The following is a 22609-nucleotide window of genomic DNA, read 5'->3' on the forward strand; positions in this document are numbered from 1 at the left end:
TGGCATGCTGCTTGTTGTCGTCGGTAACTGCCAAGCGGAGTCCACCCGCAAACTGCTCATGTCCACCGGACACTTCACCGGCGAGCGCATCGCCCCGGTCCACGAGCTTGAAGCGGCGGACATGGGGTGGTTTCTGGACCTCGTCGCCCGCGCCGACGTGCTGGTGACGCAGCCGATCCGCGACGACTACCGCGGCCTGCCCGTGGGCACCCGGCAGCTGCAAACGTCGGCGCGGCGCGTGGTCGTGCCGGTGCTGCGTTTCGACGGGCTCATGCCCCACCAGGCCATCATCCGCGACCCTGATGATCCGTCGTTGAACCCGCCGGTGGTGCCGTACCACGACCTGCGCACGCTGGTTGCGGCCGCGGGGCACGCCCCGGCCGCGCCGCCGTCGCCGGAAGCGTTGCGGCGCGCCGCCGCCATGTCCGTCGAGCAGATCCGGCGCCGCGAGCAGGCCCACGGCACGGTTGTGGTGTCGGACTACCTGGAGACCAACCCGGTGTGGCACACCGTCAACCACCCCGACAACGCCACCCTCGCGTTCATGGCGTCGCGGGTACTCGAGGCACTTGGGCTTTCCGACGAGCCCGTCGCCCCGGACTACGAAATGCTCGGCGGGCTGGACGCGCCCGTCGACGCCGCGGCCGCCGACGCCCTCGGCGTTTCGGTGACAGGCCGCGATGAGTGGCGCGAACGCGGCGCCGGGTCCATCGACGCCGACGAAATCCGCGCCGCGCAGCTGGAGTTCTACCGTGAGCGCCCGGCGCTTGTCGCCCACGGGTTGCAGCGCCACGCGGAGCGCCTGGCGAATCTAGGGTTGGTGCAATGAAACATCTCATCGTCGGCCCCGCGGGCCACGGGGTGACCGAGTACGCCCTCGGGCTCGCCCGCGCCACCAGGGCCGAGGTGATCCGGGAAGAGACGTTCGGCGACTCCCCGCTCACCGGCCCCGTCCACGTCACGTTCACCGACCACCTCTTCGGCGACACCGCCGAGCGCCTGCTTGCGCGCATCGACGGCCCGCTGTCCGTGAGCCTGCACGACATCCCCCAGCCCGAGGAGGGCGCCGAGCGCTACGCCCGCCGCGCACGCGTCTACCGCGAGCTCGTCGAAAAGGCGGACGCCGCGGTGGTCAACTCCAACCACGAGGCGTCCTTCTTCGACGCCAACACCACGGTGATCCGCCTGCCTATCCCGGTGATCGACTCCCCCTTCAACCCCGAGGAAGGCACCGTCGGCGTGCTGGGGTTTCTCTACCCCGGCAAGGGCCACGAGGACCTCATCGAAGCGCTGCCGGACCGCCGCCTGCGCTTCCTCGGCGCGGTCTCACACGGCCACGAAACATGGGCCGAAAACCTCGACGCCGAGATCACGGGCTGGCTTTCCGACGCCCAGCTCGCCGCCGAGATGGGCCGGATCGCCCACCCCGTGTGCCCGCACCGCCACTTCTCCGCCTCCGGCTCGCTGATGGCCTGGCTGGGCGCGGGCCGCACCGTGCTGGTGCGCGACTCCGACTACGCCCGCGAGATCGACGCGTGGCTGCCCGGGCGCGTGACGTTGGTGGCTGACGGCGGGTGGCGGGAGGCCGTCGATAGGCATGAGCCCGAACAGATGGCCCCGCCGCGCTACGGATGGGCCGAAGTCGCGCAACTGTGGGAGGAAACATGGCGTTTAGCTGGCCTGATGTGAGCGTGGTCATCCCGCACTACAACGACGCGGAAGCGCTCGAGCGGGTCGTCGCGGCGGTGCGGGCGCAGGACTACGCGGGCGAGGTGGAGATCATCGTCGCCGACGACGGCTCCACCGAAAAACCGGCGATCGAGGGCGTGCGCGTGGTGCGCCAGGAGGACAAGGGCTTCCGGGCGGCCGCAGCGCGCAACCTCGGCGCGGACGCCGCGCGCGGCGAGGTGCTCGCGTTTCTCGACGCCGACACCGTGCCCGAGCCCGGCTACCTCTCGGCGGTCGTGCCCCACATCGAGGGGGATGCGCGGGCGGTGGTCGTCGGCGCGCGCCGCACCGGCGCCGAAGACACCGAGCCGCAATGGCTTATCGACGCCTGGTCTGCCACCGCCAACCTCCGCGACGCCGACCACAGCTCCTGGCGCTACATCATCTCCGCGGTGCTGACGTGCTCGCGCGAGTTCTTCGACGAGGTCGGCGGCTTCGACGGCACGCTCGTCGGTTACGGCGGCGAGGACTGGGAGTTCGGCTTCCGCGCCTGGAACGCCGGGGCGAGCTTCGTGCACGAGCCGACGGCCGTCGCGCACCACGCGGAGGAGGACTTCGGCAAGCGTTACGACGACCCGGCGGCCGCCACCGCCGTCAAAAACGCCGAGTCGCTGGCGCTGGCCCGGCGCGTGACCCACCCACTGGCGCGCCCGGACGGGGTCATCTTCGACACCTTCGACATGCAGGTGGAGGTCCCGGAGCTGGAAGGCGAGGGGGTGCGCGAGTTCGTCATCGCGGAGTGGCTGAAGGTCGGCGCGTACGTGCGCGTGGCGGAGGTGCCGGCGCTGTTCGCGGACGACCCGCGCGTGGGCACCGACGAGGCCGACGCGCGGGTGAACATCGCCGTCGGTGCGGGCTGGGCGCCGCAGGACCTCGACGCCCTACTGGCGGTGGAGTACGTGCTCTCCCCCGACGGCACGGTGGTGCGCACAAGGCGCGCCGCTGCGCTGGAGATGGAGCCGGCCACGGCGCACCCCGAGGACATCGGGCTTACCCCGGTGTCTGGCCCGCTGCAGCTGGAGCGCTACTTCGCCGGCTGGTGACGCACTACGGCAGCTCGGGGGCAACCCCGGTTCGCTCGTACTCGGCGAGGATGTCGATGCGGCGCTGGTGGCGTTCCTCTTCGCTCCACGGCTGGGACACGAAGGCGTCGACAATCGCGAGCGCTTCTTCCTCGGTGTGCATGCGGCCGCCGATGCCGATGAGCTGCGCATTGTTGTGCTCGCGGGCGAGCTTCGCGGTCTCTTCGGACCACGCCAGGGCGCAGCGTGCACCCTTGACCTTGTTCGCGGCGATCTGCTCGCCGTTGCCGGAGCCGCCGAGCACGATGCCCAGCGAACCCGGGTCGTTGACCACGGCCTCAGCCGCGGCGATGCAAAACGCCGGGTAGTCGTCCGCGGCGTCGTACTCGTGGGCGCCGCAGTCGGTCACCTCGTGGCCCTGGGCCTCAAGGTGGGCTTTGATCTGGTTCTTGCGCTCGAATCCGGCGTGGTCTGCTCCAAGGTAAATACGCATGGCGTTTAGCGTACCTGGGGCATCTCCGTGCGGGTGCGCTTGAGTTCGAAGAAGTACGGGAACTCGGCCAGGCCGACGGCGTGGTCGAACAGCTTGCCCGCCTCTTCGCCTTCCGGCACGCGGGTGATCACGGGGCCGAAAAACGCGGTGCCGTTCAACGCGACCACCGGGGTGCCCACGTCGTCGCCGACGGCGTCCATGGCGGTGGCGTGGAAGCCGCGCAGCAGGTCGTCGCTGTCAGACGTGTTGGCCACCTCGGCGAAGTGCTCCGACACGCCGACCTCTGCCAGTGCCTTGGCGATGATCTCGTCGTAGGCGCCGGAGCCCTTCTTGCCGCCCTCGCCGCCGGCGTGGATCATCGTGCCCATTGCGGTGTACAGCTCGTCGACCTTCTCGGGCTGTTCTTCCTTGACCTTCGCGAACACGCGCGCCGGGCCCCAGTTGGCCTCCATGGCTGCGGCGTAGTCCTCGGGGATGTCGCGGCCGTCGTTAAGTACTGCGAGCGACATGGGCACCCACTCGATCTCGATGTCGCGGACCTTTTCCACTTCCTTCATCCAGCGGGAGGTCTGCCATGCGAACGGGCAGGATACGTCGAACCAAAAAGTCACTTGTTCCGTCATGGCGCCCACAATAGCGCGTGTAGGTTGGGGCAGATGAAGACAAATTTGACTCGCAAGGACGCGCAGGAGCGCGCCGAACTGATTTCCAACGTCCGCTACGACATCGCCGTGGACATCACCGGGGCAGACGCGTTCACCACGGTGAGCACCGTCCATTTCGATTCGAAGGCGGGCACGACCCACTTCGACCTGGTTGCGGCCGGGTTCGAGGCCACCCTCGACGGCGAGGAGACGGGCCAGGAGCTTTCGCTTGACGACGGCGCCCACACCCTGGTCGTCACCTCCCACGACGCCTACAACCGCACCGGCGAGGGCCTGCACAAGTTCACCGACCCGGTGGATGGCAAGGACTACCTGTACACCCAGTTCGAGCCGGCGATGGCGATGAAGGTGTTCGCCGGCTTCGACCAGCCGGATTTGAAGGCCACCTACAAGGTCAGCGTGAAGGCGCCGGAGCGCTATACGGTGATCCTCAACGAAGCCGTCGAGCGCACAGACAACGGCGACGGCACCTCCACCTGCACCACGGTGATCGACTACCCGTTGTCGACCTACCTCATCGCGATCTGCGCCGGCGAGTTCGAGCGCATCTCCGACACCTACGACGCCGGCGACGGCAGGACGATCGAGCTCGGCCTGTACGCACGCGCCAGCCTGATCCCCCACATGGATTCGGAGCGCCTGTTCCGCCAGACCAAGGACGGCTTCGACTTCTACCACGCCAACTTCGGCCGCACCTACCCGTTCGGCGACAAGTACGACCAGGTGTTCTGCCCGGAGTACAACATGGGTGCGATGGAGCACGTCGGGTGCGTGACCTACCGCGACGAGTACGTGTTCACCTCCGAGCCCACCCCGTACCGCCTGGAGCGCCGCAACGACACCATCTTGCACGAGATGGCGCACATGTGGTTCGGCGACTTGGTCACGATGCAGTGGTGGGACGATCTGTGGCTCAACGAGTCCTTCGCCACCTGGTCCGCGGCCACCGCGCAGACTGCGATCGGCGAGTACGCGGATGCGTGGACCACCTTCGCGTCCGTGGAGAAGGCGTGGGCGTACCAGCAGGACCAGCTGCCGTCGACGCACCCGATCGCGGCGGACGCGCCGGACATTGAGACCGCGGAGCAGAACTTCGACGGCATCACCTACGCGAAGGGCGCCAGCGTGCTGAAGCAGCTGCAGGCGTACGTGGGCTACGAGGAGTTTTTCGCCGGGGTGCGGCGCCACTTCGACAACCACGCCTACTCCAACGCCACCTTCGACGACCTGCTGGGCGCGCTCGAGGAGGCGTCGGGCCGCGACCTTTCCGGCTGGGCCGAGCAGTGGCTGCGCACCACGGGTCCGTCGACGCTGCGCCCGGAGATCGGCGAGAGCTTCGCGGTGCTGCAGGAGGATCCGCGCCCGCACCGTGTGCGCGTGGGGCTCTACAAGCTTGTCGACGGCTCCGTCACCCGCGTCAAGCAGATCGAAACCGACATCGACGGCGAGCGCACCGAAATCCCGGAGCTCGCCGGTATCGAACACGCCCTGGCGATTGTCAACGACGACGATCTGACCTACGCCAAGATGCGCCTGACGCCGGAACACCAAAAGTTTGCGCTGGAGCACATCGGCGAGATCGAGGATTCGCTGGCGCGCACCGTGATCTGGTCGTCGCTGTGGGAATCGGTGCGCGACGGCGAGCTGGCCGCCCGCGAGTTCGTGAAGCTGGTCGCCGCCCACGCCGCCGCAGAGACGCACCCGAGTGTGCAGGAGCGCCTGCTGGCGCAGGCCACGCAGGCGGTGCGCCAGTACGTCGACCCCGCCTGGCAGGGCGAGGGCATGGACCTGCTCAACGCCGCCTTCCGCGGCGCGCAGCCGGCCGCCATCTTCGACCGCGCCCTGGCACGCCTCACTCCCACCGAGGACACCGTCGCGTACTTCAAGGAACTGCTTGCGCGCTCGGACAACCAGGAGGTGCGCTGGCTGGCCATCACCAACCTGATCGCCGCCGGCGCCCTGCCGCTGGAGGCGGCGGAGAAGGAGCAGGACAACACGTCGGAGGGCGCGATTTCGCGTCTGCGGGCGAGAGCTGTCGTCGATAAGCGATGGGCTTGGCAGAAGCTTGTGGAAGACGACCTGACCAACCTGGAAGCCCGCTACCTCATGGACGGCCTGACGTTCACCTACGACGGGCTCGAGGGGCTGACCGACGAGTACTTCCGCGCCGCGCCCGCGCTGTGGGAGCGCCTGACCAACGAGATGGCGCAGCGCACCCTCGAGGGCATGTACCCGCGCTGGGACGTCACCGCGGGTGCCGTAGAGAAGGCGAACGCGCTGCTGAACGGCGACGCCCCCGCCGGGCTGAAGCGCGTCATCGCTGAGGGCCAGGACCGCATCGCGCGTGCGGTGCGCAACCGGGAGGTCGACGCTACAAGCGCGTAAGCGCCTGTTCGAGGTCGGCGATGAGGTCGGCCTCCTCCTCGATGCCCACCGAGATGCGCACGAGCTCGCCCGGCACCTCGAGCGCGGAACCGGCGACGGAAACGTGCGTCATGGTGGCGGGGTGCTCGAGCAGGCTCTCCACGCCGCCGAGGGACTCCGCCAGGCAGAACAGCTTGGTGGACTTGCAGAAGGTTTTGGCCTGCTCGGTGGTCTGGAACAGCACAGAGACCATGCCGCCGAAGCGGGTCATCTGCTTCTTCGCAGTTTCGTGGCCCGGGTGGGTTTCCAGGCCCGGGTAGCACACGCGCGCGACCTGGGGTTGGGCGTCGAGAAACTTCGCGACGGCCTCCGCGTTGTCGCAGTGCTTGTCCATGCGCACCGACAGCGTCTTCAGGCCGCGGCCGGTGAGGTAGGTGTCGAACGGCGACGGGTTCGCGCCGACCCAGCCGAAGAAGAAGCGCAGCTGCTCGTGGAAGCCGGGCACGCGCGAGTCGTCGCCGCAGACGATACCGCCGACAACGTCCGAGTGGCCGCCGATGTACTTCGTGGTGGAGTGCACCACCACATCCGCCCCGAGCTCGAACGGCTTTTGCAGGTACGGGGAGGCGAAGGTGTTGTCCACCACCAGCGTGGCCTGCTGCTTCACGGCCGCGATCGCCTCGATGTCCACGATGTCCAGCATCGGGTTCGTCGGCGTTTCCACCCAGATGGCCTTGGTGTTGTCCTGCACGGCGGCAGCGACTTCTTCCGGGTTGGTCATGTCCACCACGGTGTTTTCCACGCCCCACTGGGTGAACACCTGCTGGATCAGGCGGTAGGTGCCGCCGTAGGCGTCGTTTGACACGACGATGTGGTCGCCGGGTTTGAGCAGGATGCGCAGGATGACGTCGATAGCCGCCATGCCCGAGGAGTACGCGACAGCGTACTCGGCGCCCTCCAAAGCGGCGACCGCCTTTTCCAGCGCGGTGACGGTGGGGTTGCCCACGCGGGTGTACTCGTAGCCGCCGCGCAGCTCCGCCAGCCCGTCCTGGGCGAACGTGGTGGAGGCGTAGATCGGCGTGTTGATCGGCCCGTACAGGCTGTCGGGTTCGTAGCCGGCGTGAATGGCGTCGGTAGCAAATCCAGTCATGTCTGCACACAGTAGACCAAGCGGTTCATTAACGCGCCATTTTTATGCACTAGACTCGGGACCCGATGAAAGCGCAAACAGAAACTGCCGAAAAGGTCGACGAGGCCGTCACCGGCGTCACCAACTGGTGGAACGACCCAGCCACCCACGAACTCGTGGTGGAACGCCCCCTGAAAATCCTGCTGATCCTCATCGTGGCGCTGGTGCTGAACTGGCTGGCGCGCAAGGTGATCAACCGCGCCACCCGCCACGGCATCGAGCGCACCCCGTTCATCGCCCCCACCGTGGAGGACACCCCGCAGTACCGCGCTCAGGAGGCGCGGCGCGCACAGCGCATGAAGACGTTGGGCAACGTGGGCCGGTCTGTGGCCGCGATTGTGATTTGGACGTGGGCGGTACTCGCGGTGCTGGACCAGCTGGGGGTCAACGTGGCGCCGCTGATCGCTTCCGCTGGCGTGGTTGGCGTGGCTATCGGTTTTGGCGCGCAGTCGCTGGTGAAGGACTTCTTCTCCGGCATGTTCATCCTGATTGAGAACCAGTTCGGCGTGGGCGACACCATCCAGGTCGGCGACGTGGTGGGCGAGGTCGAGGAGATGTCGCTGCGCATCACGACGCTGCGCGACATCGACGGCGCGCTGTGGCACATCCCCAACGGCGATATCGACCTGGTGGGTAACCATTCCGCCCGCTTTTCCACGGCGCGCCTGCAGATCCCGGTGTCGGTCATGGCGAATCCGGACAAGGTTTCGCGCGTCATCGAGGACACTGCCGTGGCTGCGTGTCAGGACCCGGAGGTCCGCGATCTGGTCATGGGCACACCGACGATGCAGGGTCCCAGCGAGTTCAACCCCACCTACGTGTCGTTCCGCCTGAGCGTGACCACGATGCCGGGCGAGCAGTGGGCCGTGGCCCGCCACCTGAACCACCGCATCCTGGCGGCGCTGCACGAGCAGGACGTGGTGCTCACGGCGATGGATTCTGTGCTTGTAGAGATGAAGGAGAACAATGGAGATCGGTCCTAAGCAGGAGCAAACGCTTTACGACGCCGTCGGTGGCGACCCGTTCTTCCACCGCCTCGTCGAAGGCTTTTACACCCAGGTCAAGCAGGACGACCTCATCGGCCCGATGTACCCGGACCAGGATTGGGACGGCGCGCAGGACCGCCTGCGCTGGTTCTTGGTGCAGTACTGGGGCGGGCCGCGCACCTTCCAGGAAAAGCGCGGTAACCCGATGCTGCGCAAGCGCCACTTCCCGTTCGCCATCGGCGAGGCCGAGGCGGACCGTTGGCTTGAGCTCATGGGCAATTCCATGGAGCAATTTACTGACGACGAGCTGCCGCCCGCCTACCGCACCCAGATGTGGAACCACATGCAGCGCGTGGCCTACATGATGATCAACCAGGGCCCGCGCGCGTACTAAAACAACAGGTTCGGGCGGGTGCTGCGGTAGACGGAGCCGAACGGCGCGTCCAGGCGCACCCAGCTGCCGGAGGTGGAAACGCGCAGGTGGCGCGGGATCTCGGCGGGGGCCTCGAAGCCGGGGATCAGCCCGAGCGAGGTGCAGGCGAAGATCATCCGCATGGGGATCTCCACGGGGTTGTCGCTGTCGGCGTCGGCGGTGAGCACTACCCCGTCGAGAAGCGAGCGGGGCGGGCCGGCCGGGCCGGAGAATTGCCGGGCCAGGTTGCGGCCCTCGTCCGCCAGGCGGCGCGCGACGCCGATGGGCACTTCCTCGCGGGCGATGAAGCCGCTGGCCGGCGGCAGGGCCCCGGGCCAGGCGGCGTCGCGGGCGGCGCCGACCTCGGCTGCGCCGGACTTCAACGCGTCGAGCATGGCGCGGGCGCTGACGGTGGCGCCGGGGTGGGTGGTGGAGCCGGAGGTGCGTCGAGAAGCAATGGCATCAAACGGCGTGGTGACGAAGACGTCGAGCTGACCCTCGCCCACCTCCTGGATGCGCGCGCTCGCCTGGGCGTCTAGCGCGAGCGCACGCGAAAGAAGCGCGGTGAGCCCGCGCGCGCCACGCTCAATCCGAACCTCGACCACTTACGCCCCAGCAGTCTTAGACAGGATGCCGATCTCCTTCTGCGTGATCTCGCGCGGCGAGGTCGTGGTGGTGTCCACCGTGACCTGCACGCACTCGATCACGCAGCAGACCTTGCCCTGGGCATCCTTGATCTCCTGGCGGGTGGTGAACGACGTGTTGCCCACGTTGGACACCTGCGTCTCCACCGTTACGGCTGTGGTATTGGGCAGGATCGGGCGGACGTAATCCACCTCGAGGCGGCGCACGAACACCACGAACTCGTGGCCCTGGGAGAAGAAGAACTCCTGGGCGAACGCCAAGCGCGCCTCCTGGGCGAGCTCGATGTAGGCGGAGTTGGTCACGTGCCCGTAGCGGTCAAAGTCGCTCCAGCGCACTGGGATGGTGTGGACGTGGATCTTGTTCGGCTCAGCCATGGGGTACTCCTAGCGGGTGAGCTTGCGGTGGGTGACGCGGGACGGCTTCGCGGCTTCCTCGCCGAGGCGCTCGACCTTGTTGGCCTCGTAGTCGCCGAAGTTGCCCTCGAACCAGAACCACTTGCCCTCTTCCACGTTGCCCTCCCAGGCCAGGATGTGGGTGCAGGTGCGGTCCAAGAACCAGCGGTCGTGCGAGATCACCACGGCGCAGCCCGGGAAGGCCTGCAGCGCGTTTTCCAGCGAGCCGAGCGTTTCGACGTCGAGGTCGTTGGTCGGCTCGTCCAGCAGGATCAGGTTGCCGCCCTGCTTCAGCGTCAGCGCCAGGTTGAGGCGGTTGCGCTCGCCGCCGGAGAGCACCTTGGACGGCTTCTGCTGGTCCGGGCCCTTGAAGCCGAAGGCGGACAGGTAGGCGCGCGACGGCATTTCGTTCTGGCCGACGTGGATGTAGTCCAGGCCGTCGGAGACGACCTCCCAGACGGTCTCCTCCGGGTTGATGTTTTCGCGGTTCTGGTCAACGTAGGAGATCTTGACGGTGCCGCCGACCTCCACCGAGCCGGAATCGGCTTCCTCGAGGCCCACGATGGTCTTGAACAGCGTGGACTTGCCCACACCGTTGGGGCCGATCACGCCGACGATGCCGTTGCGCGGCAGGGTGAACGACAGGTCCTTGATCAGCACGCGGCCGTCGAAGCCCTTGTTCAGGTCCTCCACCTCGACGACCTTGTTGCCCAGGCGCGGCGGGGTGGGGATCTGGATTTCTTCGAAGTCGAGCTTGCGGTACTGCTCGGCCTCTGCCGCCATCTCCTCGTAGCGCTCGAGACGGGCCTTGTTCTTGGCCTGGCGGGCCTTCGGGGAGGAGCGGACCCAGTCCAGTTCCTTCTTCAGGCGCTTCTGCAGCTTCTGGTCCTTCTTGCCGGCGACCTCGAGGCGCTCGGCCTTCTTCTCCAGGTAGGTGGAGTAGTTGCCCTCGTAGGGGTAGAGCTTGCCGCGGTCGACCTCGCAGATCCACTCGGCGACGTTGTCCAGGAAGTAGCGGTCGTGGGTAATGGCCAGCACGGCGCCCGGGTAGGTCTGCAGGTGCTTCTCCAGCCACAGGACACTCTCGGCGTCGAGGTGGTTGGTGGGCTCGTCGAGAAGCAGCAGGTCCGGCTCGCTCAGCAGCAGTTTCGCAAGAGCTACTCGACGGCGCTCGCCACCGGACAGGTTGGTCACCGGTGCGTCGGAAGGCGGGCAGCGAAGTGCCTCCATGGCCTGCTCGATCTTGGAGTCGATCTCCCACGCGTCGGCCGCGTCGAGCTCTTCCTGCAGCTTGCCCATTTCTTCCATGAGCTCGTCGGAGTAGTTCGTCGCCATTTCCTCGGCGATCTGCTCGAAGCGCTGCTTCTTCTCAAACAGCTCGCCGAGGCCTTCCTCGACGTTGCCGCGCACGGTCTTTTCCTCGTTCAGCGGCGGCTCCTGCAAAAGGATGCCCACGGACGCGCCCGGCTGAAGGAACGCCTCGCCGTTGTTCGGCTGGTCGATGCCGGCCATGATCTTCAGCAGCGACGACTTACCGGCGCCGTTCGGGCCCACGACGCCGATCTTTGCGCCCGGGTAAAACGCCATGGTGACGTTGTCCAGGATGACCTTCTCGCCGATGGCTCGGCGGACGTTTTTCATCGTGTAGATGAACTCAGCCACTACGAATCCCCTTTGTTGGTGAGTGCGGAGGTAAATACCGCACTTAGGGTACATCACGCAGGCGAGTGCCCCGCCGCTTCCAAAGCGCGCTGGAAGCGGCGGGGCGAAAGCACCGAAACTAGAAGGGCGCGCCGGCGGCGGCGAGCTCCTCGCCTTCCGCGTCGGCGTCGGTGCGGCTCACCCCATCGACGTCCTCGGCGCTGACGCGGCGCTCCTCCACCTCTGGCGTGTCCGAGAAGCTGCCCCAGCCACTCTTGGGCTCAGTGTTGTCGGCGGTGTCGCCCTCGGCATCCTCGCCGTTGAGCTTCCTGTTCAGCGCCTTGGCGTCCATCGCCTTGGGCATCTCGTGGCCTTCGAGCGTGTTGCCGGAGACTGACGTGCGCACCGAGTTGACCTGGTAGCGCGCAAGATCGAACGCGACGTGGCGCGCTTTGACCATGGTCTTGGACCGCAGGACCGGCTCGCCCTTGTCGTCTTTGCCTTCCCAGTACTCGTGGACAAGCTTGCCAATGACAATCACCGGGAAGCCTTTGCGCAGCGACGCCCCGGCGTTGACCGCGAGCTGGCCCCAGCACTCGACGTCGACGTAGAACTGGTTGTAGTCCCGCCAGACCTCGTTGCCGTTGTCGTTCTTTTCTTTCTTCGCGTCCGAGGTGGCCACGCGGAAGCGCAGCACGGCGTTACCGGAGTCGAAGGTTTTGAAGTACGGCTCGGCGATCAGGTTGCCGAGCAGCGTGTAGTCAATGTTGGCCATGTGGTTGGCCCCTTTCTGCGTGTGTGCGGATGGTGTGCGGTTGCGGGGGCGGAGCTTTGCGTCGATAAGCAATTGCCCCCTGCGCGAGCAGAGTCGCACGAAACGCGAGCCGGAAAAAGGGGTCGGCCAAATTGTGGATAACTTAACCTGAGAAATTCACAATCCGCAGCTAGCGGCCATGAATTTGAGAAAGCATCTCGTTGTAGCGGCGCCATTCCTCGTCGTCGGTCTCCTCCGCGCGGCGGTCGGAGGCGGCCGTTTCCGCCTTATCCTCGCGCCACCAACGCATGAACAGCTCGCCGAAGACGATCACCAGCGGGAAGGAGCCGGACGCCCACGCGATGCCGCCGCCGTCCTTCTGCACTTTGAGCAGGTCCGGGTTCCACGGCAGCTCCAGCGAGCGGTAGAACTCCTCGCCCATCACGGAGCCGAGCTGCATGAGGTAGACACCCATGAACAGGTGGAACGGCATGGACACCCACAGCCACAACAGGCGCACCTTCGCGGTGGGGCGGCCCTCGATTTCGTCGGGGCCGATGAGCTCCCAGAAGTAGAGGTAGCCGGAGATGAGGAACGCGGCGTTCATGATCACGTGCCCGGCGTGCTCGGAGATCATGAGCTCGTAGAACGGCTGGATCACGTACATGACGTAGAAGAACACCAGGAACTGGATGGTGGACACCGGCGAGAACGTCACCGCGCGCAGGAACTTGGAGCGCTGGAAGCTTTCCGCCCACAGGCGCGGGTTGAACTCGCCGGCCGGGTACGCCTTACGCACAAGTGTCAGCGGCGCGCCGAGCACCAGGAACACCGGCACGCCCATGGACAGGATCATGTGGACGGTCATGTGCGCGGAGTAGGAGGCGGGCATGTGCATGCCCATGCCGGAGCTCAGCGTGACGACGACCATCGCGCAGCCGGCCAGCCACCACAGCGTGCGCGCGACCGGCCAACCGTCCACCCGGCGGAGAAGGTGCAGGTAGTACGCCGCAAGCAGGACCGCAATGACGCTGAACAGCAGCTCCGGGCGCCAGGTGGTCAGCCAGTTAGTCCAGGTCAGCGGCTCGGTGAGGTTGTAGCCCATCTGGATCTGCATGCGGGTCAGGTTCGGGTCCAGCGGCGGCGGGGGCGGGGTGCGGCCGAGGGTGACGGCCAGGCCGGAGATCGCCGCCATGATCAGTACCTCGCCCGCGGCGAGGCGGGTGAACGCCCTGGGCTGGGTTTCAAGCTGTGGGATGGTGCGCTCCCGGTGCAGGTAACCAATCATGCCGAGGACGACGATGCCGACGGTTTTGATGATCAGCACCCAGCCGTAGCTGTACTGCGTCAGATCCTCCAGGCGCACCCGCACCAGCGCGTTGACCACGCCGGAGACGGCCATGGCCAGGATGGAAAACAGCGCGATGCGTGAGTAGCGCTGGGTGGCGGCGGGGAGGCCGGGGCCGCGTCGTAAGGCATGTGCGACAAGCGCCATCAGCCCGCCGACCCAGAGCAGCATGGCCACGAGGTGCCAGATCAGCGAGTTGGTGCCGAAGTCGTGCGCGCCGCCGGTGGCCGAGTGGCCCGTCAGCGCGATCGGCATCACCACCACGATCGCGCCCAGAAACAGCCAGACCTGGGACCACCAGCTGGTCGCCGCGTAGCCAAACGCTGCGACGACGGCGGCGAATGCGGCGACGATGAGCCACACGCGCGCGTCCGCCACCTGGTCCAGCGCTTGAGACCACGCGGCCGCCTCGAACAGGACGGTGTTGAGGGGTTGGCCGGAGACGTCGGAAAGCACCAGCGGAATCATGACCAGCCCGATCAGCGCGATGCCCGCGCTGGCGTGGGCGCCGGTGCGCGAGGCGAGGTGGCCGTCGACCGTCAGGCGCGCGCCGTTGAGGTCCTCTCGGGTCTGCTTCGGCGGGATAAGGAAGGCCGAGAGCAGAAACGAGCCGGTGGCCAGCGCCATGAGCAGCCACGCAACGCCGCGCAGCGCCGGCAGCCCCACCGTGGTGGCCGCGCCCGGGTCCGGGATGCCCAGCTCCGCGAGCGAACCGCCCGAGAACGCCTCCCCCACCGCGCCGGCGACAACGGCCGCGATGGCGAACGCGGCCAAATACAGCGGCCAAGCGGGGGCGACGGTGCGAGTGCGTGCAGGTGCATTCATGCCGCATACCCTACTTTCGCGCCTGGCTGCGCCATAACTACAATCAGCCGGTGTTGCCCCCATAGCTCAGTGGATTAGAGCATCCGGTTTCTACCCGGCTGGTCGCGGGTTCGAATCCTGCTGGGGGCGCTTTCTTTTTCCCTGGTCAGGCGATACTTTCTGCGCGTCTTCCGCGGTTACGCATACAGTCGGTAGGAAATAGTCGCTTACCCCAAGGAGGCCAAAGCATGACGGACCCGAAAAACTCCCCGGTCAACGAAGACAGCGTAGACAACCTCTCCGACCCCGACACGGATGCTTCCGTGCAGGAAACCGGCGAGGACAACGACTTTGAAAGCGATGGTGCGAACTAATGGCCGATATCAACCGCGATGACGTTTCCGCCGGTACGACAGACGAGGTGGATAAGCTTCTCGACGCCTCCACCACCCGCATCGGCAACGCCCCCACCAACTTCAACTCCGTCGACGACTTTGAAAACGCGGAGGATGAAACCCTAAAATCCGGCTCCGGCCATAAGGACGAGCACCCGAACACGGAGGAGCGCACCGACCAGGTCGAGCGCACCGTCCGCGACGGCGAGTAGCTACCACCGGGTTCACCGGCCCCTGCGTGTTTCGCGGCGGGCCGGTTTTTGCGTGTTTGTGCACGAACCGTCCGCGCTGAGATCGGCAGAGTCGCCCAAAACTAACCCACCCGCCAGCCACGTTTGGAACAACCGTCCCACAATGTGATACATTTCCACCACTCATTGAGATAGAAGTCTCGCACAGTGGAATGAAAGGACGGGCGATGACCACCAGCGTCGAATACCACCCCGCTCCCCAACCAGCGGCACCCGCCGCGCTCCGGGAGACCACCCCGGAGGAGCGCCGCCGCGTCCGACTCGCCTCCACCATCGGCACGACCATCGAGTTTTACGACTTCTACGCGTACGCCACCGCCGCCGTGGCGGTGTTTCCGTTCCTGTTCTTCCCCAAGTCGGAATCCAGCACGGTTGCGCTGCTGTCCTCGTTTGCCACGTTCGGCCTGGCGTTTATCGCCCGCCCACTCGGCTCGGTACTGTTCGGCCACTTCGGCGACAAGGTCGGCCGCAAGGCCACCCTCGTCGGCGCGCTGCTGACCATGGGCATCGCCACCTTCGTTATCGGCCTTTTGCCCACCTACGCGCAGGCCGGCATCTGGGCCCCGGCACTGTTGGCCCTGATGCGCTTCTGCCAGGGCCTGGGCCTGGGCGGCGAGTGGTCCGGCGCGGCGCTGTTGTCCACAGAAACGGCAGCTAAGGGACGCCGCGCCTGGGCCGGCATGTGGCCGCAGCTGGGCGCGCCGTTCGGTTTCCTGCTGGCCAACGGCCTGTTCCTGATCCTGGTCACAGTACTGGGCCACACCTCCGGCGATTTCGAGGGCGCGTTCATGGCATGGGGCTGGCGTATCCCGTTCCTGCTGTCGATCGTGATGGTCATCATCGGCCTGTGGGTGCGCCTGCAGGTTGAGGAGACCCCAGTGTTCCAGCAGGTGGAACAAAACGACCAGAAGGCCGCCTCTCCACTGACCGAGGTGTTCAAGACCGCTTGGAAGCCGCTGATCCAGGGCACGTTCATCATGGTCGGCTGCTACACGCTGTTCTACATCGTGACCACCTGGTTCCTCTCCTACGGCATCGGCTCCGCGGAAGAGGGCGTGGGCCTGGGCATCGAGTACCCGACCTTCCTCAAGCTGCAGCTGGTGTGCATCTTCGGCTTCATCCTGGGCATCCCGGTCTCGGCGCACCTGGCCGATACCTACGGACGACGCCCGACGCTGGGCCTGACCTCCGTGGCGATCATCGTCTACGGCTTGAGCTTCAAGTGGCTGCTCAACCCGGAGACGTTCACGATGGTCTCCCTGGGCATCTTCCTGTTCATCGGCATGATCCTGATGGGCTTCATCTTCGGGCCGATGTCCGCGATTTTGCCGGAGCTGTTCCCCTCCAACGTGCGTTATACCGGTTCGGGCATCGCTTACAACGTCTCCTCAATTCTGGGCGCGGCGATCGCCCCGTTCATCGCGACGGCGCTCAACGCCCAGTACGGCCCGAAGGCGGTGGGCTACTACCTGGTGGTCGTCACCGCGATCTCGTTGGTGGCCATCCTCAGCGCGCACGAGACCAAGGACCAGGAGATGCACGAGATCTAGCGCATCCCAGCAAACCCAGGGCGGCTTCGGCCGCCCTTTCCTTTTGCTCGCCGTCCTAGATCCAGCTACCAGGATCCAGCTATTCGCCCCCTGGGGCCGATTAGCTGGGCCCTAGTAGCTGGATCCGCGGGATGGGCGCCGAAACCCTTGCTTTCCACCCCGGAAAATGCCACACTTGCGGACATGGAAAACAACGCACCGCAGCCCAAGCCGCCGCAAACGCAGATCTCCCAAGAAGAAGCCCGCGCCGCCCTCGAGCAGATCGACGGGATCGAGCACGAATCGCAGCGCAAACACACCCCGGCGTGGGCTTACGCCATCCTCGGCACCAGCTTCGGCATCACGATCGCCGGCACAATCATCGGCTGGAAGTACTGGTGGGTGCTGTTCCTGCTCATCGTCATCGCCTGCATCGCGCTGGCGATCTGGGACAACAACCGCAATGTGCGCCCGAGCATGAAGCAGCCGCTGCATGAGGACCCCAAAACGAACTGGGCCGCCGCTCTCGCCCCTGCGCTCATCTTCCCGCTGACCTGGTTGGTCCCCGAGGGCAGTGTGGTCGGCGGGGTCATCGCCGGCGTAATCACGGCGGTCATATTCACGGCCGTGATGATCCACGAAAGCAGGAACCGATGAACGCACCTGCTATCGACCCAGTCATTCACCCACTGGCGCGGCTGAAGATTTGTGCGGCGCTGTACAGCGCGGGAGCCGTCGAGAAGCAAACGTCCCGGCACGAGATGCGCTTCAGCTCCCTGAAAGATAAGGCGGACCTGTCTGATTCCGCCCTGTCGAAGCAGCTGGCCACGCTGGAGGAGCACGGCTACGTCACGCGTTTCCGCGAGTACGGCTCCACCCGCGCGAAGGACACGGTGTGGGTCACGCTCACTGCAACCGGTGCGGAGGCCTTTGAAAACCACACGGCCGCGTTGCGCGAGATCGCTGGCGGGTAGATTCGTCCACATGAGTTTTCCCGCACCTGCACCCGGCGCGTTCGCGCTGATCACCGGCGCGAGCCAAGGCATCGGCGAAGCCATCGCGCGCCAGCTCGCTGCCGAAGGCCACAACCTCATCCTTGTCGCGAGGCGCCAAGAGGTACTGCAAAAGCTTGGCGACGAGCTCTCGCTCGCCCACGGCGTCGATGTGGAAATCTTCGCCGGGGACCTGTCCAAGGCGCGCGACGTGGACGCGTTGATCAAGCACATTGCCAACCGCACGGTGTCGATCTGCGTGAACTCCGCAGGCATCGCCAGCTTCGGCCCGTTCATGGCCCAGGACTGGGAGTACGAGACGAACCAGTTCAACCTGAACGCCACGGCGGTGTTCCGCATCACCAAGGCGGTGCTGGACCAGATGGTGCCGCGCGGCGAGGGCGCGCTGTGCAACGTCGGCTCCGCTGCCGGCAACCTGCCCATCCCGAACAACGCCACCTACGTGTTCACCAAGGCCGGCGTGAACCAGTTCACCGAGGCGCTGCACTACGAGCTCAAGGACTCCGGCGTGCACGTGACACTGCTCGCGCCGGGCCCGGTGCGCGAGGCGTACATCCCAGAAGAAGAGCAGTCCATCGTGGACAAGGTCGTGCCGGATTTCTTGTGGACCACCTACGAGTCCTGCGCCGCCGACACGATCAACGCGATGCGCAAGAACCGCCGCCGCATCGTGCCCGGCCCGCTTTCCAAGGCCATGGACGTGGTGTCCAACTACGCCCCGCGCGGGTTGCTGCCGCCGATCATGGGCAAGTTTTACGCACAGATGGGAGAGGAATAGATGGACATCGCCGCCAAAGACAACCGCATCGTCTGGGTGGATCTGGAGATGACGGGACTGGATCCTTCCCGCCACGTCATCGTGGAGGTCGCTGCCCTGGTCACGGACGCTGAGCTGAACATTATCGACGAAGGCGTGGACCTGGTCGTGCACGCCACCGACGCCGAGCTCGCCGAAATGGACGACTTTGTCACCCAGATGCACTCCGACAACGGGCTGCTGGACGACATCAAGGCCTCCACGGTCAGCATCGAGGAGGCGGAGGATGCGGTGCTCGAGCTCGTGGAGAAGCATTGCGATCCTGCCCACCCCGCGCCGCTCGCCGGCAACTCGATCGCCACCGACCGCACGTTCATCAAGGCGCAGATGCCGCGCCTCGACGCCGCGCTGCACTACCGCATGATCGACGTGTCCACGGTCAAGGAGCTGTCGCGCCGCTGGTTCCCCAAGGCGTACTTCAACCAGCCGGCGAAAGGTATGGCGCACCGCGCGCTGGCGGACATCGTGGAGTCCATCCGCGAGCTGGATTACTACCGACGCGCGGTGTTCGTGCCCGCCCCCGGGCCGGATACGGAGGCCGCCGTTGATGCGGCCGCAGGCGCAACCGACGCCTACCAGCCGTTTTTGTGAAAACACGGTGAGGGGCTAAGGTAGTTCCCGCTGCAAAAACAGCGATGGTGGCTGTAGTTCAGCTGGTAGAGCACCAGGTTGTGATCCTGGGTGTCGCGGGTTCGAGTCCCGTCAGCCACCCCAAAAATACCCCGTAACCTGCACAAACAGGTTACGGGGTACATTGCTTTAATCGCCGGGTACGTTAAAGAGTACGTTATAGATTCTAGAAATCAGGCGCGGGTTAAGTAGCAGAAAGTGTGTCTGATTTTCGGGGTTATCACTGATCAGGCAGCATAAATCGGGCGTATATAAGGTGCGGAACCTTATATACGCCCGATTCGCGTTCAATCCAGACGATCCACTCAAAATTGCCAGGCAGTGCAATTTCGGACAAGACCAACTCGCCAAAGTCAACGATCTTGCCGAAGAAGACCACAACAAAGCCGACCAAGAAACAGGACAACCAGCCTTCTACGACAACGCTATCCCAACCGAATACAACCACTCGATAGGAATCAGGAAAGGCCGCATGAAATAGCAAGCAAAGTGTCCGCCCGGCGACACGCCGAACGGACACACATTTTGCTACTTAACCCCTCATCGCCACCCTGGCCATCGCAGGCATCGCGGGCCTCATCTCCCTGATTGCCCTGCTGGCACCGTTCGCTGTCGACCGCGCCCTCGGCCCGATCGCGAAGTTCTAGTCAGAACTACATGCCCAGCATCGGCAGTTTGATGCCGAAGTGGGGCAGCGCGAAGACGAGGCCTGCGATCACCAGCAGCGCCGCAATTACCCCACCGACAATGGCAGGCACGTTCACGTCCGCCTTGGCGGTGGGGTATTTCACGTCCGCTCGCATGCCCTTGGTGCAGGTTTCGGCGGCGGTGGCGTCGGCGTCGTCGATAAGCATGCTCTTCGCGGCGACCTTCCCGGACGGGGTTTCCATCCACGCCTTGTACACGTCGCCATCCTTCGCGGTCAGCGGCGTCTCCATGCGCTTCGTGTCCTCCGGACCAACGCGCCACGAATTCGTGTCAATCGCCTCCAGCGTGCGATTCACCGTCGGCTCCGACTCCTTCATCGTCTTCTGCGCATCCACATACTTTGCGACGAGCCCCTCCGGCAACAACTTGCCAAACTCCGCCTTCTCACCCTTGAGCGCCTTCTCGTTCTCCGCGACAACGCCCGGGTAGACCTGCTCAATCGCCGCGATGAGGTCGCGAGCCTGCTCGTAGTCACCGATCGCCTTGGACTCGTCGAACCACGACTCGATGAAACGCTTCTCGGCCGGCGCAAGCTTCACGGCGCACACGCCGTCCTTGCCCTTTGCTGCGACGGTAGCGGCGTTCGCCGGGGTCGCGGCGACAGCGCCGAGTGCGAGCGTTGCTGCGGTTGCGTACGCGGCGATACGGGTGGTGGTGCTGGTCATGATTTTCCTCCTCGGAGTGTGTGTACGGACCGTACCACCTCACTGTCCAGGAAGGCGTGTTGCGACAGCGTTAACGCGCGATGGTGGGAGGCGCTGGCCAGTAGGATCTTGGGCGAAAACACAGTGTCAGAAGCAATATGATGAACCAGGGGTGGATGGAAATTTCACAAATGCAGTTAACCGCTTTGCAAGGCAATGGAGTTTCTCCATTAGAACCATCTCCGGTCGATTACGTTTTTATGCTGCTCACGTTGGCGGCTGTGGTGCTATTAGTTGCCAGTATCATTGTATTTTTCAGGCAACCTAACAGACGATGGTCGGATGTCTGGATCGTGCTCTTTCTGGTGTTCATACCCGTGGTAGGACCGTTGGCGTATCTACTGCATGTGCGGTCCCGCGGAAAGCGCGACAAAAGGGCCACATCTAACCCTCCGACACGCCGATAGCAGACACACTTTTTGCTACTTAACCCTCAGGCGCTAGTCATCGCCACCATCTCGATCGCCTTCCCGGCAAGGCTGTTGCTGTTGCTGCTGTTGTTGTCTCCGCCGTGCCGTGGCGCGACGCAGCGCATCGAGTCGCCGCTGGTTCTCGCCGACAGTACGCAGCAGCCGATCGCGTTGACCGCCTACCGGTTTAACCAGTCGGGTGCGAGGCTTCGCGTATGCGGCGTGGTCGAGGGCGAGCGCATCATCGTCAGCGAGCAAATGCTCGAAGTACTCAGCGTCAGTACCGTCAAACTCCGAGCGCTGGAATTGCCGAAATTCATCGTCCATCACGCGCTGTTCGAGGAAATCAAAATCGACCTGCCGCATATTCTCTACCGAGCTGTCGGGCGACCACGACGCGGGCGCACCGACTTGTTGGGGCGAGGACGACCCCGCTGAGGCCGCGCTGCTTCGCGCAGTGGGTTGCTGTTGTCGGCCCCCAGCCTGCTGCGCATCTCGTTGTGCTTCGCTTCGGCTTCGGCCAACTGACGCTTCATCTTCTCGTCGTGGCCGTCCTTGTCGAAGATCTCGTTCATTCTCGCCGGGACGACCTACTCTATCTCGCTCTCCTTCATGCCCAACAGCTCGTCCTGCTCCGCTGTCGTGAACAGTGTCGGCAGTTGTTTCCGCGGCGGCGGGGGCGGTGTCGTTGTCGGTGTCGGCTTCGTCGGGGCTGTCGAGGTAGCGCCGTAGCGATTCGGCTCCGTTGGCACCTGCGATACCGACGGCTTGATCTGCTGGTGCGGGCGCACTCGTCCGCGATGGAGTCATTGCGGGCAACCCCATACGCGGGGCCAGGCTAGACATTCGAGCACAGGGGAAAGACGAAGTAGACGATCGTAGAACACTCACGAGCGAGGAATACGACACGGTTGTCAAGCACCTGCTCACGCGCGATATAAGCGGGCCGCTGGTGCAGCCGAAGAAAGGCGGGGCGCGGCAGTCAACAATCAACGCGCACGCCCGAGTTACGCGGCTGACGCTGCTACAGGCGGTAACAGGACTGCGCATCTCCGAAGCCAACCGCCTGCGCTGGGCACACGTCGAGGACAACGGCGAGAACATCATCATCAACGCGACCAAGGACATCGTCAAAGGTCGCAAGGGCAAGGAAAAGGGCCGCTACATACCAATTCTGCGTGAAGACGTAGCGGAATACCTGCGTACACACCGCGAGGACGAGGCGCACTACGTCGTAGGCTCACCGACGACGACGGCGAGGCCATGGGACGCGACCAACGCCGACGACAAAGTACCCGAGCTATACAAACAAATCGCCGACGAGACGGGTGTCGAGATTCTTCGCGACCTTCGCAGCCACTCATGGCGCGCCACACTGCACGGCGTGTACGCCGACGTGATGGACGCGAGGACACGGGCAGACATCTTCGGCCACACCGAGCAGATCGCAGACGAGTACTACAACGACCGCGCCAACGTCGAAGCACTCATTCGAGCGACCGCGCAAGCACGTACTTTCGTAGACACACCAAGGTAGACATGCGTGCGCTGCAGTAAGTTGAACTAGCGAGCTGACACCAAGCTCGCAGCACCTTCTCCAAGCATCGATAGAGCTAACACGATAGAAATCGAGCCTGTGCCCATATCGACGAAGTGGCCGTATTGACTGATGCGAGTGGTCGGGTGTGATGTAGACTTCCCGCATGGCA

At 65.0% G+C, this 22609-nt stretch carries 25 protein-coding genes, 2 tRNA genes and 1 pseudogene; 17 read left to right on the forward strand and 11 right to left on the reverse strand.

Features of this window, described 5'->3' with window-relative positions; translation table 11 throughout:
* Window positions 1–4: 4 nt before the first annotated feature.
* From CAFEL_RS08640 to CAFEL_RS08650, 3 genes are read left to right on the forward strand one after another with little or no spacing between them, the layout of a single operon-like run.
* Window positions 5–829 carry a WcbI family polysaccharide biosynthesis putative acetyltransferase gene (locus CAFEL_RS08640; RefSeq protein WP_194559747.1) on the forward strand — a complete coding sequence of 275 codons (825 nt, stop codon included), beginning with the start codon at window positions 5–7 and terminating at the stop codon, window positions 827–829.
* The gene (locus CAFEL_RS08645; RefSeq protein WP_194559748.1) at window positions 826–1689 is read left to right on the forward strand and encodes a glycosyltransferase family protein; all 864 of its coding nucleotides are present in this window, start codon (window positions 826–828) and stop codon (window positions 1687–1689) included. The genes CAFEL_RS08640 and CAFEL_RS08645 overlap by 4 nt, the downstream gene beginning before the upstream one ends.
* Window positions 1665–2771 carry a glycosyltransferase family 2 protein gene (locus CAFEL_RS08650; RefSeq protein ID WP_194559749.1) on the forward strand — a complete coding sequence of 369 codons (1107 nt, stop codon included), beginning with the start codon at window positions 1665–1667 and terminating at the stop codon, window positions 2769–2771. The genes CAFEL_RS08645 and CAFEL_RS08650 overlap by 25 nt, the downstream gene beginning before the upstream one ends.
* Before the next feature lie 4 nt (window positions 2772–2775).
* Here CAFEL_RS08650 and CAFEL_RS08655 read toward each other — a convergent pair whose 3' ends face one another.
* Together CAFEL_RS08655 and CAFEL_RS08660 are read right to left on the reverse strand one after the other, a co-directional pair.
* The gene (locus tag CAFEL_RS08655; protein ID WP_194559750.1) at window positions 2776–3243 is read right to left on the reverse strand and encodes a ribose-5-phosphate isomerase; all 468 of its coding nucleotides are present in this window, start codon (window positions 3241–3243) and stop codon (window positions 2776–2778) included.
* A 5-nt stretch (window positions 3244–3248) separates the two neighbouring features.
* A complete protein-coding gene (locus tag CAFEL_RS08660) occupies window positions 3249–3866 on the reverse strand; it encodes a mycothiol-dependent nitroreductase Rv2466c family protein (RefSeq protein WP_194559751.1) in 618 nt (205 codons plus the stop codon).
* A 33-nt stretch (window positions 3867–3899) separates the two neighbouring features.
* On the opposite strand from CAFEL_RS08660, the gene pepN reads away from it, so the two are divergent.
* Complete coding sequence (gene pepN / locus CAFEL_RS08665; RefSeq protein ID WP_194559752.1) at window positions 3900–6293, forward strand: aminopeptidase N; 2394 nt, start codon at window positions 3900–3902, stop codon at window positions 6291–6293.
* Here pepN and CAFEL_RS08670 read toward each other — a convergent pair.
* Window positions 6280–7422, reverse strand: a complete 1143-nt coding sequence (locus tag CAFEL_RS08670; RefSeq protein WP_194559753.1) for a cystathionine gamma-synthase — start codon at window positions 7420–7422, stop codon at window positions 6280–6282. The genes pepN and CAFEL_RS08670 overlap by 14 nt on opposite strands.
* Window positions 7423–7487: 65 nt before the next feature.
* Between CAFEL_RS08670 and CAFEL_RS08675 the strand changes: the two genes are divergently transcribed.
* Window positions 7488–8444: a mechanosensitive ion channel family protein gene (locus CAFEL_RS08675; protein WP_194559754.1), complete on the forward strand. Its 957-nt coding sequence runs from the start codon at window positions 7488–7490 to the stop codon at window positions 8442–8444.
* Window positions 8428–8841: a globin gene (locus tag CAFEL_RS08680; protein ID WP_194559755.1), complete on the forward strand. Its 414-nt coding sequence runs from the start codon at window positions 8428–8430 to the stop codon at window positions 8839–8841. The genes CAFEL_RS08675 and CAFEL_RS08680 overlap by 17 nt, the downstream gene beginning before the upstream one ends.
* Here the strand turns inward: CAFEL_RS08680 and CAFEL_RS08685 are convergent.
* The 5 genes from CAFEL_RS08685 to CAFEL_RS08705 all read right to left on the reverse strand — a co-directional run bounded on the left by CAFEL_RS08685 (window position 8838) and on the right by CAFEL_RS08705 (window position 14464).
* The gene (locus CAFEL_RS08685; RefSeq protein WP_194559756.1) at window positions 8838–9464 is read right to left on the reverse strand and encodes a DUF8185 domain-containing protein; all 627 of its coding nucleotides are present in this window, start codon (window positions 9462–9464) and stop codon (window positions 8838–8840) included. The two genes, CAFEL_RS08680 and CAFEL_RS08685, sit on opposite strands and share 4 nt — an antisense overlap.
* Window positions 9465–9878, reverse strand: coding sequence for an acyl-CoA thioesterase (locus CAFEL_RS08690; protein ID WP_194559757.1), 414 nt, complete (start codon window positions 9876–9878; stop codon window positions 9465–9467). It abuts the gene before it with no gap.
* A 9-nt stretch (window positions 9879–9887) separates the two neighbouring features.
* Window positions 9888–11558, reverse strand: a complete 1671-nt coding sequence (ettA, locus tag CAFEL_RS08695; RefSeq protein WP_194559758.1) for an energy-dependent translational throttle protein EttA — start codon at window positions 11556–11558, stop codon at window positions 9888–9890.
* 118 nt (window positions 11559–11676) lie between these two features.
* Complete coding sequence (locus tag CAFEL_RS08700) at window positions 11677–12312, reverse strand: single-stranded DNA-binding protein (RefSeq protein WP_194559759.1); 636 nt, start codon at window positions 12310–12312, stop codon at window positions 11677–11679.
* A 169-nt stretch (window positions 12313–12481) separates the two neighbouring features.
* Window positions 12482–14464 (reverse strand): bifunctional copper resistance protein CopD/cytochrome c oxidase assembly protein, encoded by a 1983-nt coding sequence (locus tag CAFEL_RS08705; protein WP_194559760.1) that lies wholly within the window; start codon window positions 14462–14464, stop codon window positions 12482–12484.
* Window positions 14465–14519: 55 nt separating this feature from the next.
* Here CAFEL_RS08705 and CAFEL_RS08710 point away from each other — a divergent pair.
* The 10 genes and pseudogenes from CAFEL_RS08710 to CAFEL_RS08755 form a co-directional block, all read left to right on the forward strand.
* Window positions 14520–14593, forward strand: a tRNA-Arg gene (locus tag CAFEL_RS08710).
* Between the two features lie 98 nt (window positions 14594–14691).
* On the forward strand, window positions 14692–14817 hold the full coding sequence (locus CAFEL_RS08715) for a hypothetical protein (RefSeq protein ID WP_267238659.1): 126 nt from the start codon (window positions 14692–14694) through the stop codon (window positions 14815–14817).
* Window positions 14817–15050, forward strand: coding sequence for a hypothetical protein (locus tag CAFEL_RS08720; protein WP_194559761.1), 234 nt, complete (start codon window positions 14817–14819; stop codon window positions 15048–15050). The genes CAFEL_RS08715 and CAFEL_RS08720 overlap by 1 nt, the downstream gene beginning before the upstream one ends.
* Window positions 15051–15256: 206 nt before the next feature.
* Window positions 15257–16639: an MFS transporter gene (locus CAFEL_RS08725; protein ID WP_194559762.1), complete on the forward strand. Its 1383-nt coding sequence runs from the start codon at window positions 15257–15259 to the stop codon at window positions 16637–16639.
* 183 nt (window positions 16640–16822) lie between these two features.
* Window positions 16823–17275, forward strand: a complete 453-nt coding sequence (locus CAFEL_RS08730; RefSeq protein ID WP_194559763.1) for a hypothetical protein — start codon at window positions 16823–16825, stop codon at window positions 17273–17275.
* On the forward strand, window positions 17272–17592 hold the full coding sequence (locus CAFEL_RS08735) for a transcriptional regulator (RefSeq protein ID WP_194559764.1): 321 nt from the start codon (window positions 17272–17274) through the stop codon (window positions 17590–17592). Before CAFEL_RS08730 ends, CAFEL_RS08735 begins: the two co-directional genes overlap by 4 nt.
* A gap of 10 nt (window positions 17593–17602) precedes the next feature.
* Window positions 17603–18409 carry a mycolate reductase gene (gene cmrA / locus CAFEL_RS08740; protein WP_194559765.1) on the forward strand — a complete coding sequence of 269 codons (807 nt, stop codon included), beginning with the start codon at window positions 17603–17605 and terminating at the stop codon, window positions 18407–18409.
* A complete protein-coding gene (gene orn, locus CAFEL_RS08745) occupies window positions 18410–19039 on the forward strand; it encodes an oligoribonuclease (RefSeq protein WP_194559766.1) in 630 nt (209 codons plus the stop codon).
* A gap of 47 nt (window positions 19040–19086) precedes the next feature.
* Window positions 19087–19162 (forward strand) — tRNA-His (locus CAFEL_RS08750).
* Between the two features lie 208 nt (window positions 19163–19370).
* Window positions 19371–19559: pseudogene (locus CAFEL_RS08755) on the forward strand (IS1249 family transposase); the annotation flags it as partial.
* 172 nt (window positions 19560–19731) lie between these two features.
* On the opposite strand, the gene CAFEL_RS08760 reads toward CAFEL_RS08755, so the two are convergent.
* From CAFEL_RS08760 to CAFEL_RS08770, 3 genes are all read right to left on the reverse strand, one after another.
* Window positions 19732–20451, reverse strand: coding sequence for a hypothetical protein (locus tag CAFEL_RS08760; protein WP_194559767.1), 720 nt, complete (start codon window positions 20449–20451; stop codon window positions 19732–19734).
* Window positions 20452–20930: 479 nt separating this feature from the next.
* On the reverse strand, window positions 20931–21266 hold the full coding sequence (locus CAFEL_RS08765) for a hypothetical protein (RefSeq protein WP_194559768.1): 336 nt from the start codon (window positions 21264–21266) through the stop codon (window positions 20931–20933).
* A gap of 5 nt (window positions 21267–21271) precedes the next feature.
* Window positions 21272–21475, reverse strand: coding sequence for a hypothetical protein (locus tag CAFEL_RS08770; protein WP_194559769.1), 204 nt, complete (start codon window positions 21473–21475; stop codon window positions 21272–21274).
* A gap of 377 nt (window positions 21476–21852) precedes the next feature.
* Between CAFEL_RS08770 and CAFEL_RS08775 the strand changes: the two genes are divergently transcribed.
* Complete coding sequence (locus CAFEL_RS08775; RefSeq protein ID WP_290171993.1) at window positions 21853–22437, forward strand: tyrosine-type recombinase/integrase; 585 nt, start codon at window positions 21853–21855, stop codon at window positions 22435–22437.
* Window positions 22438–22609 lie beyond the last annotated feature (172 nt).

The sequence above is a fragment of the Corynebacterium afermentans subsp. lipophilum genome (genome assembly GCF_030408375.1).
GTDB lineage: Bacteria > Actinomycetota > Actinomycetes > Mycobacteriales > Mycobacteriaceae > Corynebacterium > Corynebacterium lipophilum.

Excerpts from the sequence above, each read along its gene's own strand:
- CAFEL_RS08770 (WP_194559769.1), bottom strand. The coding sequence starts at position 21,475 with ATGAACGAGATCTTCGACAAGGACGGCCACGACGAGAAGATGAAGCGT.
- CAFEL_RS08715 (WP_267238659.1), top strand. The coding sequence starts at position 14,692 with ATGACGGACCCGAAAAACTCCCCGGTCAACGAAGACAGCGTAGACAAC.
- CAFEL_RS08720 (WP_194559761.1), top strand. The coding sequence starts at position 14,817 with ATGGCCGATATCAACCGCGATGACGTTTCCGCCGGTACGACAGACGAG.
- CAFEL_RS08765 (WP_194559768.1), bottom strand. The coding sequence starts at position 21,266 with ATGCGGCAGGTCGATTTTGATTTCCTCGAACAGCGCGTGATGGACGAT.
- CAFEL_RS08700 (WP_194559759.1), bottom strand. The coding sequence starts at position 12,312 with ATGGCCAACATTGACTACACGCTGCTCGGCAACCTGATCGCCGAGCCG.
- CAFEL_RS08640 (WP_194559747.1), top strand. The coding sequence starts at position 5 with ATGCTGCTTGTTGTCGTCGGTAACTGCCAAGCGGAGTCCACCCGCAAA.
- CAFEL_RS08690 (WP_194559757.1), bottom strand. The coding sequence starts at position 9,878 with ATGGCTGAGCCGAACAAGATCCACGTCCACACCATCCCAGTGCGCTGG.
- CAFEL_RS08660 (WP_194559751.1), bottom strand. The coding sequence starts at position 3,866 with ATGACGGAACAAGTGACTTTTTGGTTCGACGTATCCTGCCCGTTCGCA.
- CAFEL_RS08735 (WP_194559764.1), top strand. The coding sequence starts at position 17,272 with ATGAACGCACCTGCTATCGACCCAGTCATTCACCCACTGGCGCGGCTG.
- CAFEL_RS08760 (WP_194559767.1), bottom strand. The coding sequence starts at position 20,451 with ATGACCAGCACCACCACCCGTATCGCCGCGTACGCAACCGCAGCAACG.
- CAFEL_RS08650 (WP_194559749.1), top strand. The coding sequence starts at position 1,665 with ATGGCGTTTAGCTGGCCTGATGTGAGCGTGGTCATCCCGCACTACAAC.
- cmrA (WP_194559765.1), top strand. The coding sequence starts at position 17,603 with ATGAGTTTTCCCGCACCTGCACCCGGCGCGTTCGCGCTGATCACCGGC.
- CAFEL_RS08645 (WP_194559748.1), top strand. The coding sequence starts at position 826 with ATGAAACATCTCATCGTCGGCCCCGCGGGCCACGGGGTGACCGAGTAC.
- CAFEL_RS08680 (WP_194559755.1), top strand. The coding sequence starts at position 8,428 with ATGGAGATCGGTCCTAAGCAGGAGCAAACGCTTTACGACGCCGTCGGT.
- CAFEL_RS08725 (WP_194559762.1), top strand. The coding sequence starts at position 15,257 with ATGACCACCAGCGTCGAATACCACCCCGCTCCCCAACCAGCGGCACCC.
- CAFEL_RS08670 (WP_194559753.1), bottom strand. The coding sequence starts at position 7,422 with ATGACTGGATTTGCTACCGACGCCATTCACGCCGGCTACGAACCCGAC.
- CAFEL_RS08655 (WP_194559750.1), bottom strand. The coding sequence starts at position 3,243 with ATGCGTATTTACCTTGGAGCAGACCACGCCGGATTCGAGCGCAAGAAC.
- CAFEL_RS08705 (WP_194559760.1), bottom strand. The coding sequence starts at position 14,464 with ATGAATGCACCTGCACGCACTCGCACCGTCGCCCCCGCTTGGCCGCTG.
- CAFEL_RS08675 (WP_194559754.1), top strand. The coding sequence starts at position 7,488 with ATGAAAGCGCAAACAGAAACTGCCGAAAAGGTCGACGAGGCCGTCACC.
- pepN (WP_194559752.1), top strand. The coding sequence starts at position 3,900 with ATGAAGACAAATTTGACTCGCAAGGACGCGCAGGAGCGCGCCGAACTG.
- CAFEL_RS08730 (WP_194559763.1), top strand. The coding sequence starts at position 16,823 with ATGGAAAACAACGCACCGCAGCCCAAGCCGCCGCAAACGCAGATCTCC.
- orn (WP_194559766.1), top strand. The coding sequence starts at position 18,410 with ATGGACATCGCCGCCAAAGACAACCGCATCGTCTGGGTGGATCTGGAG.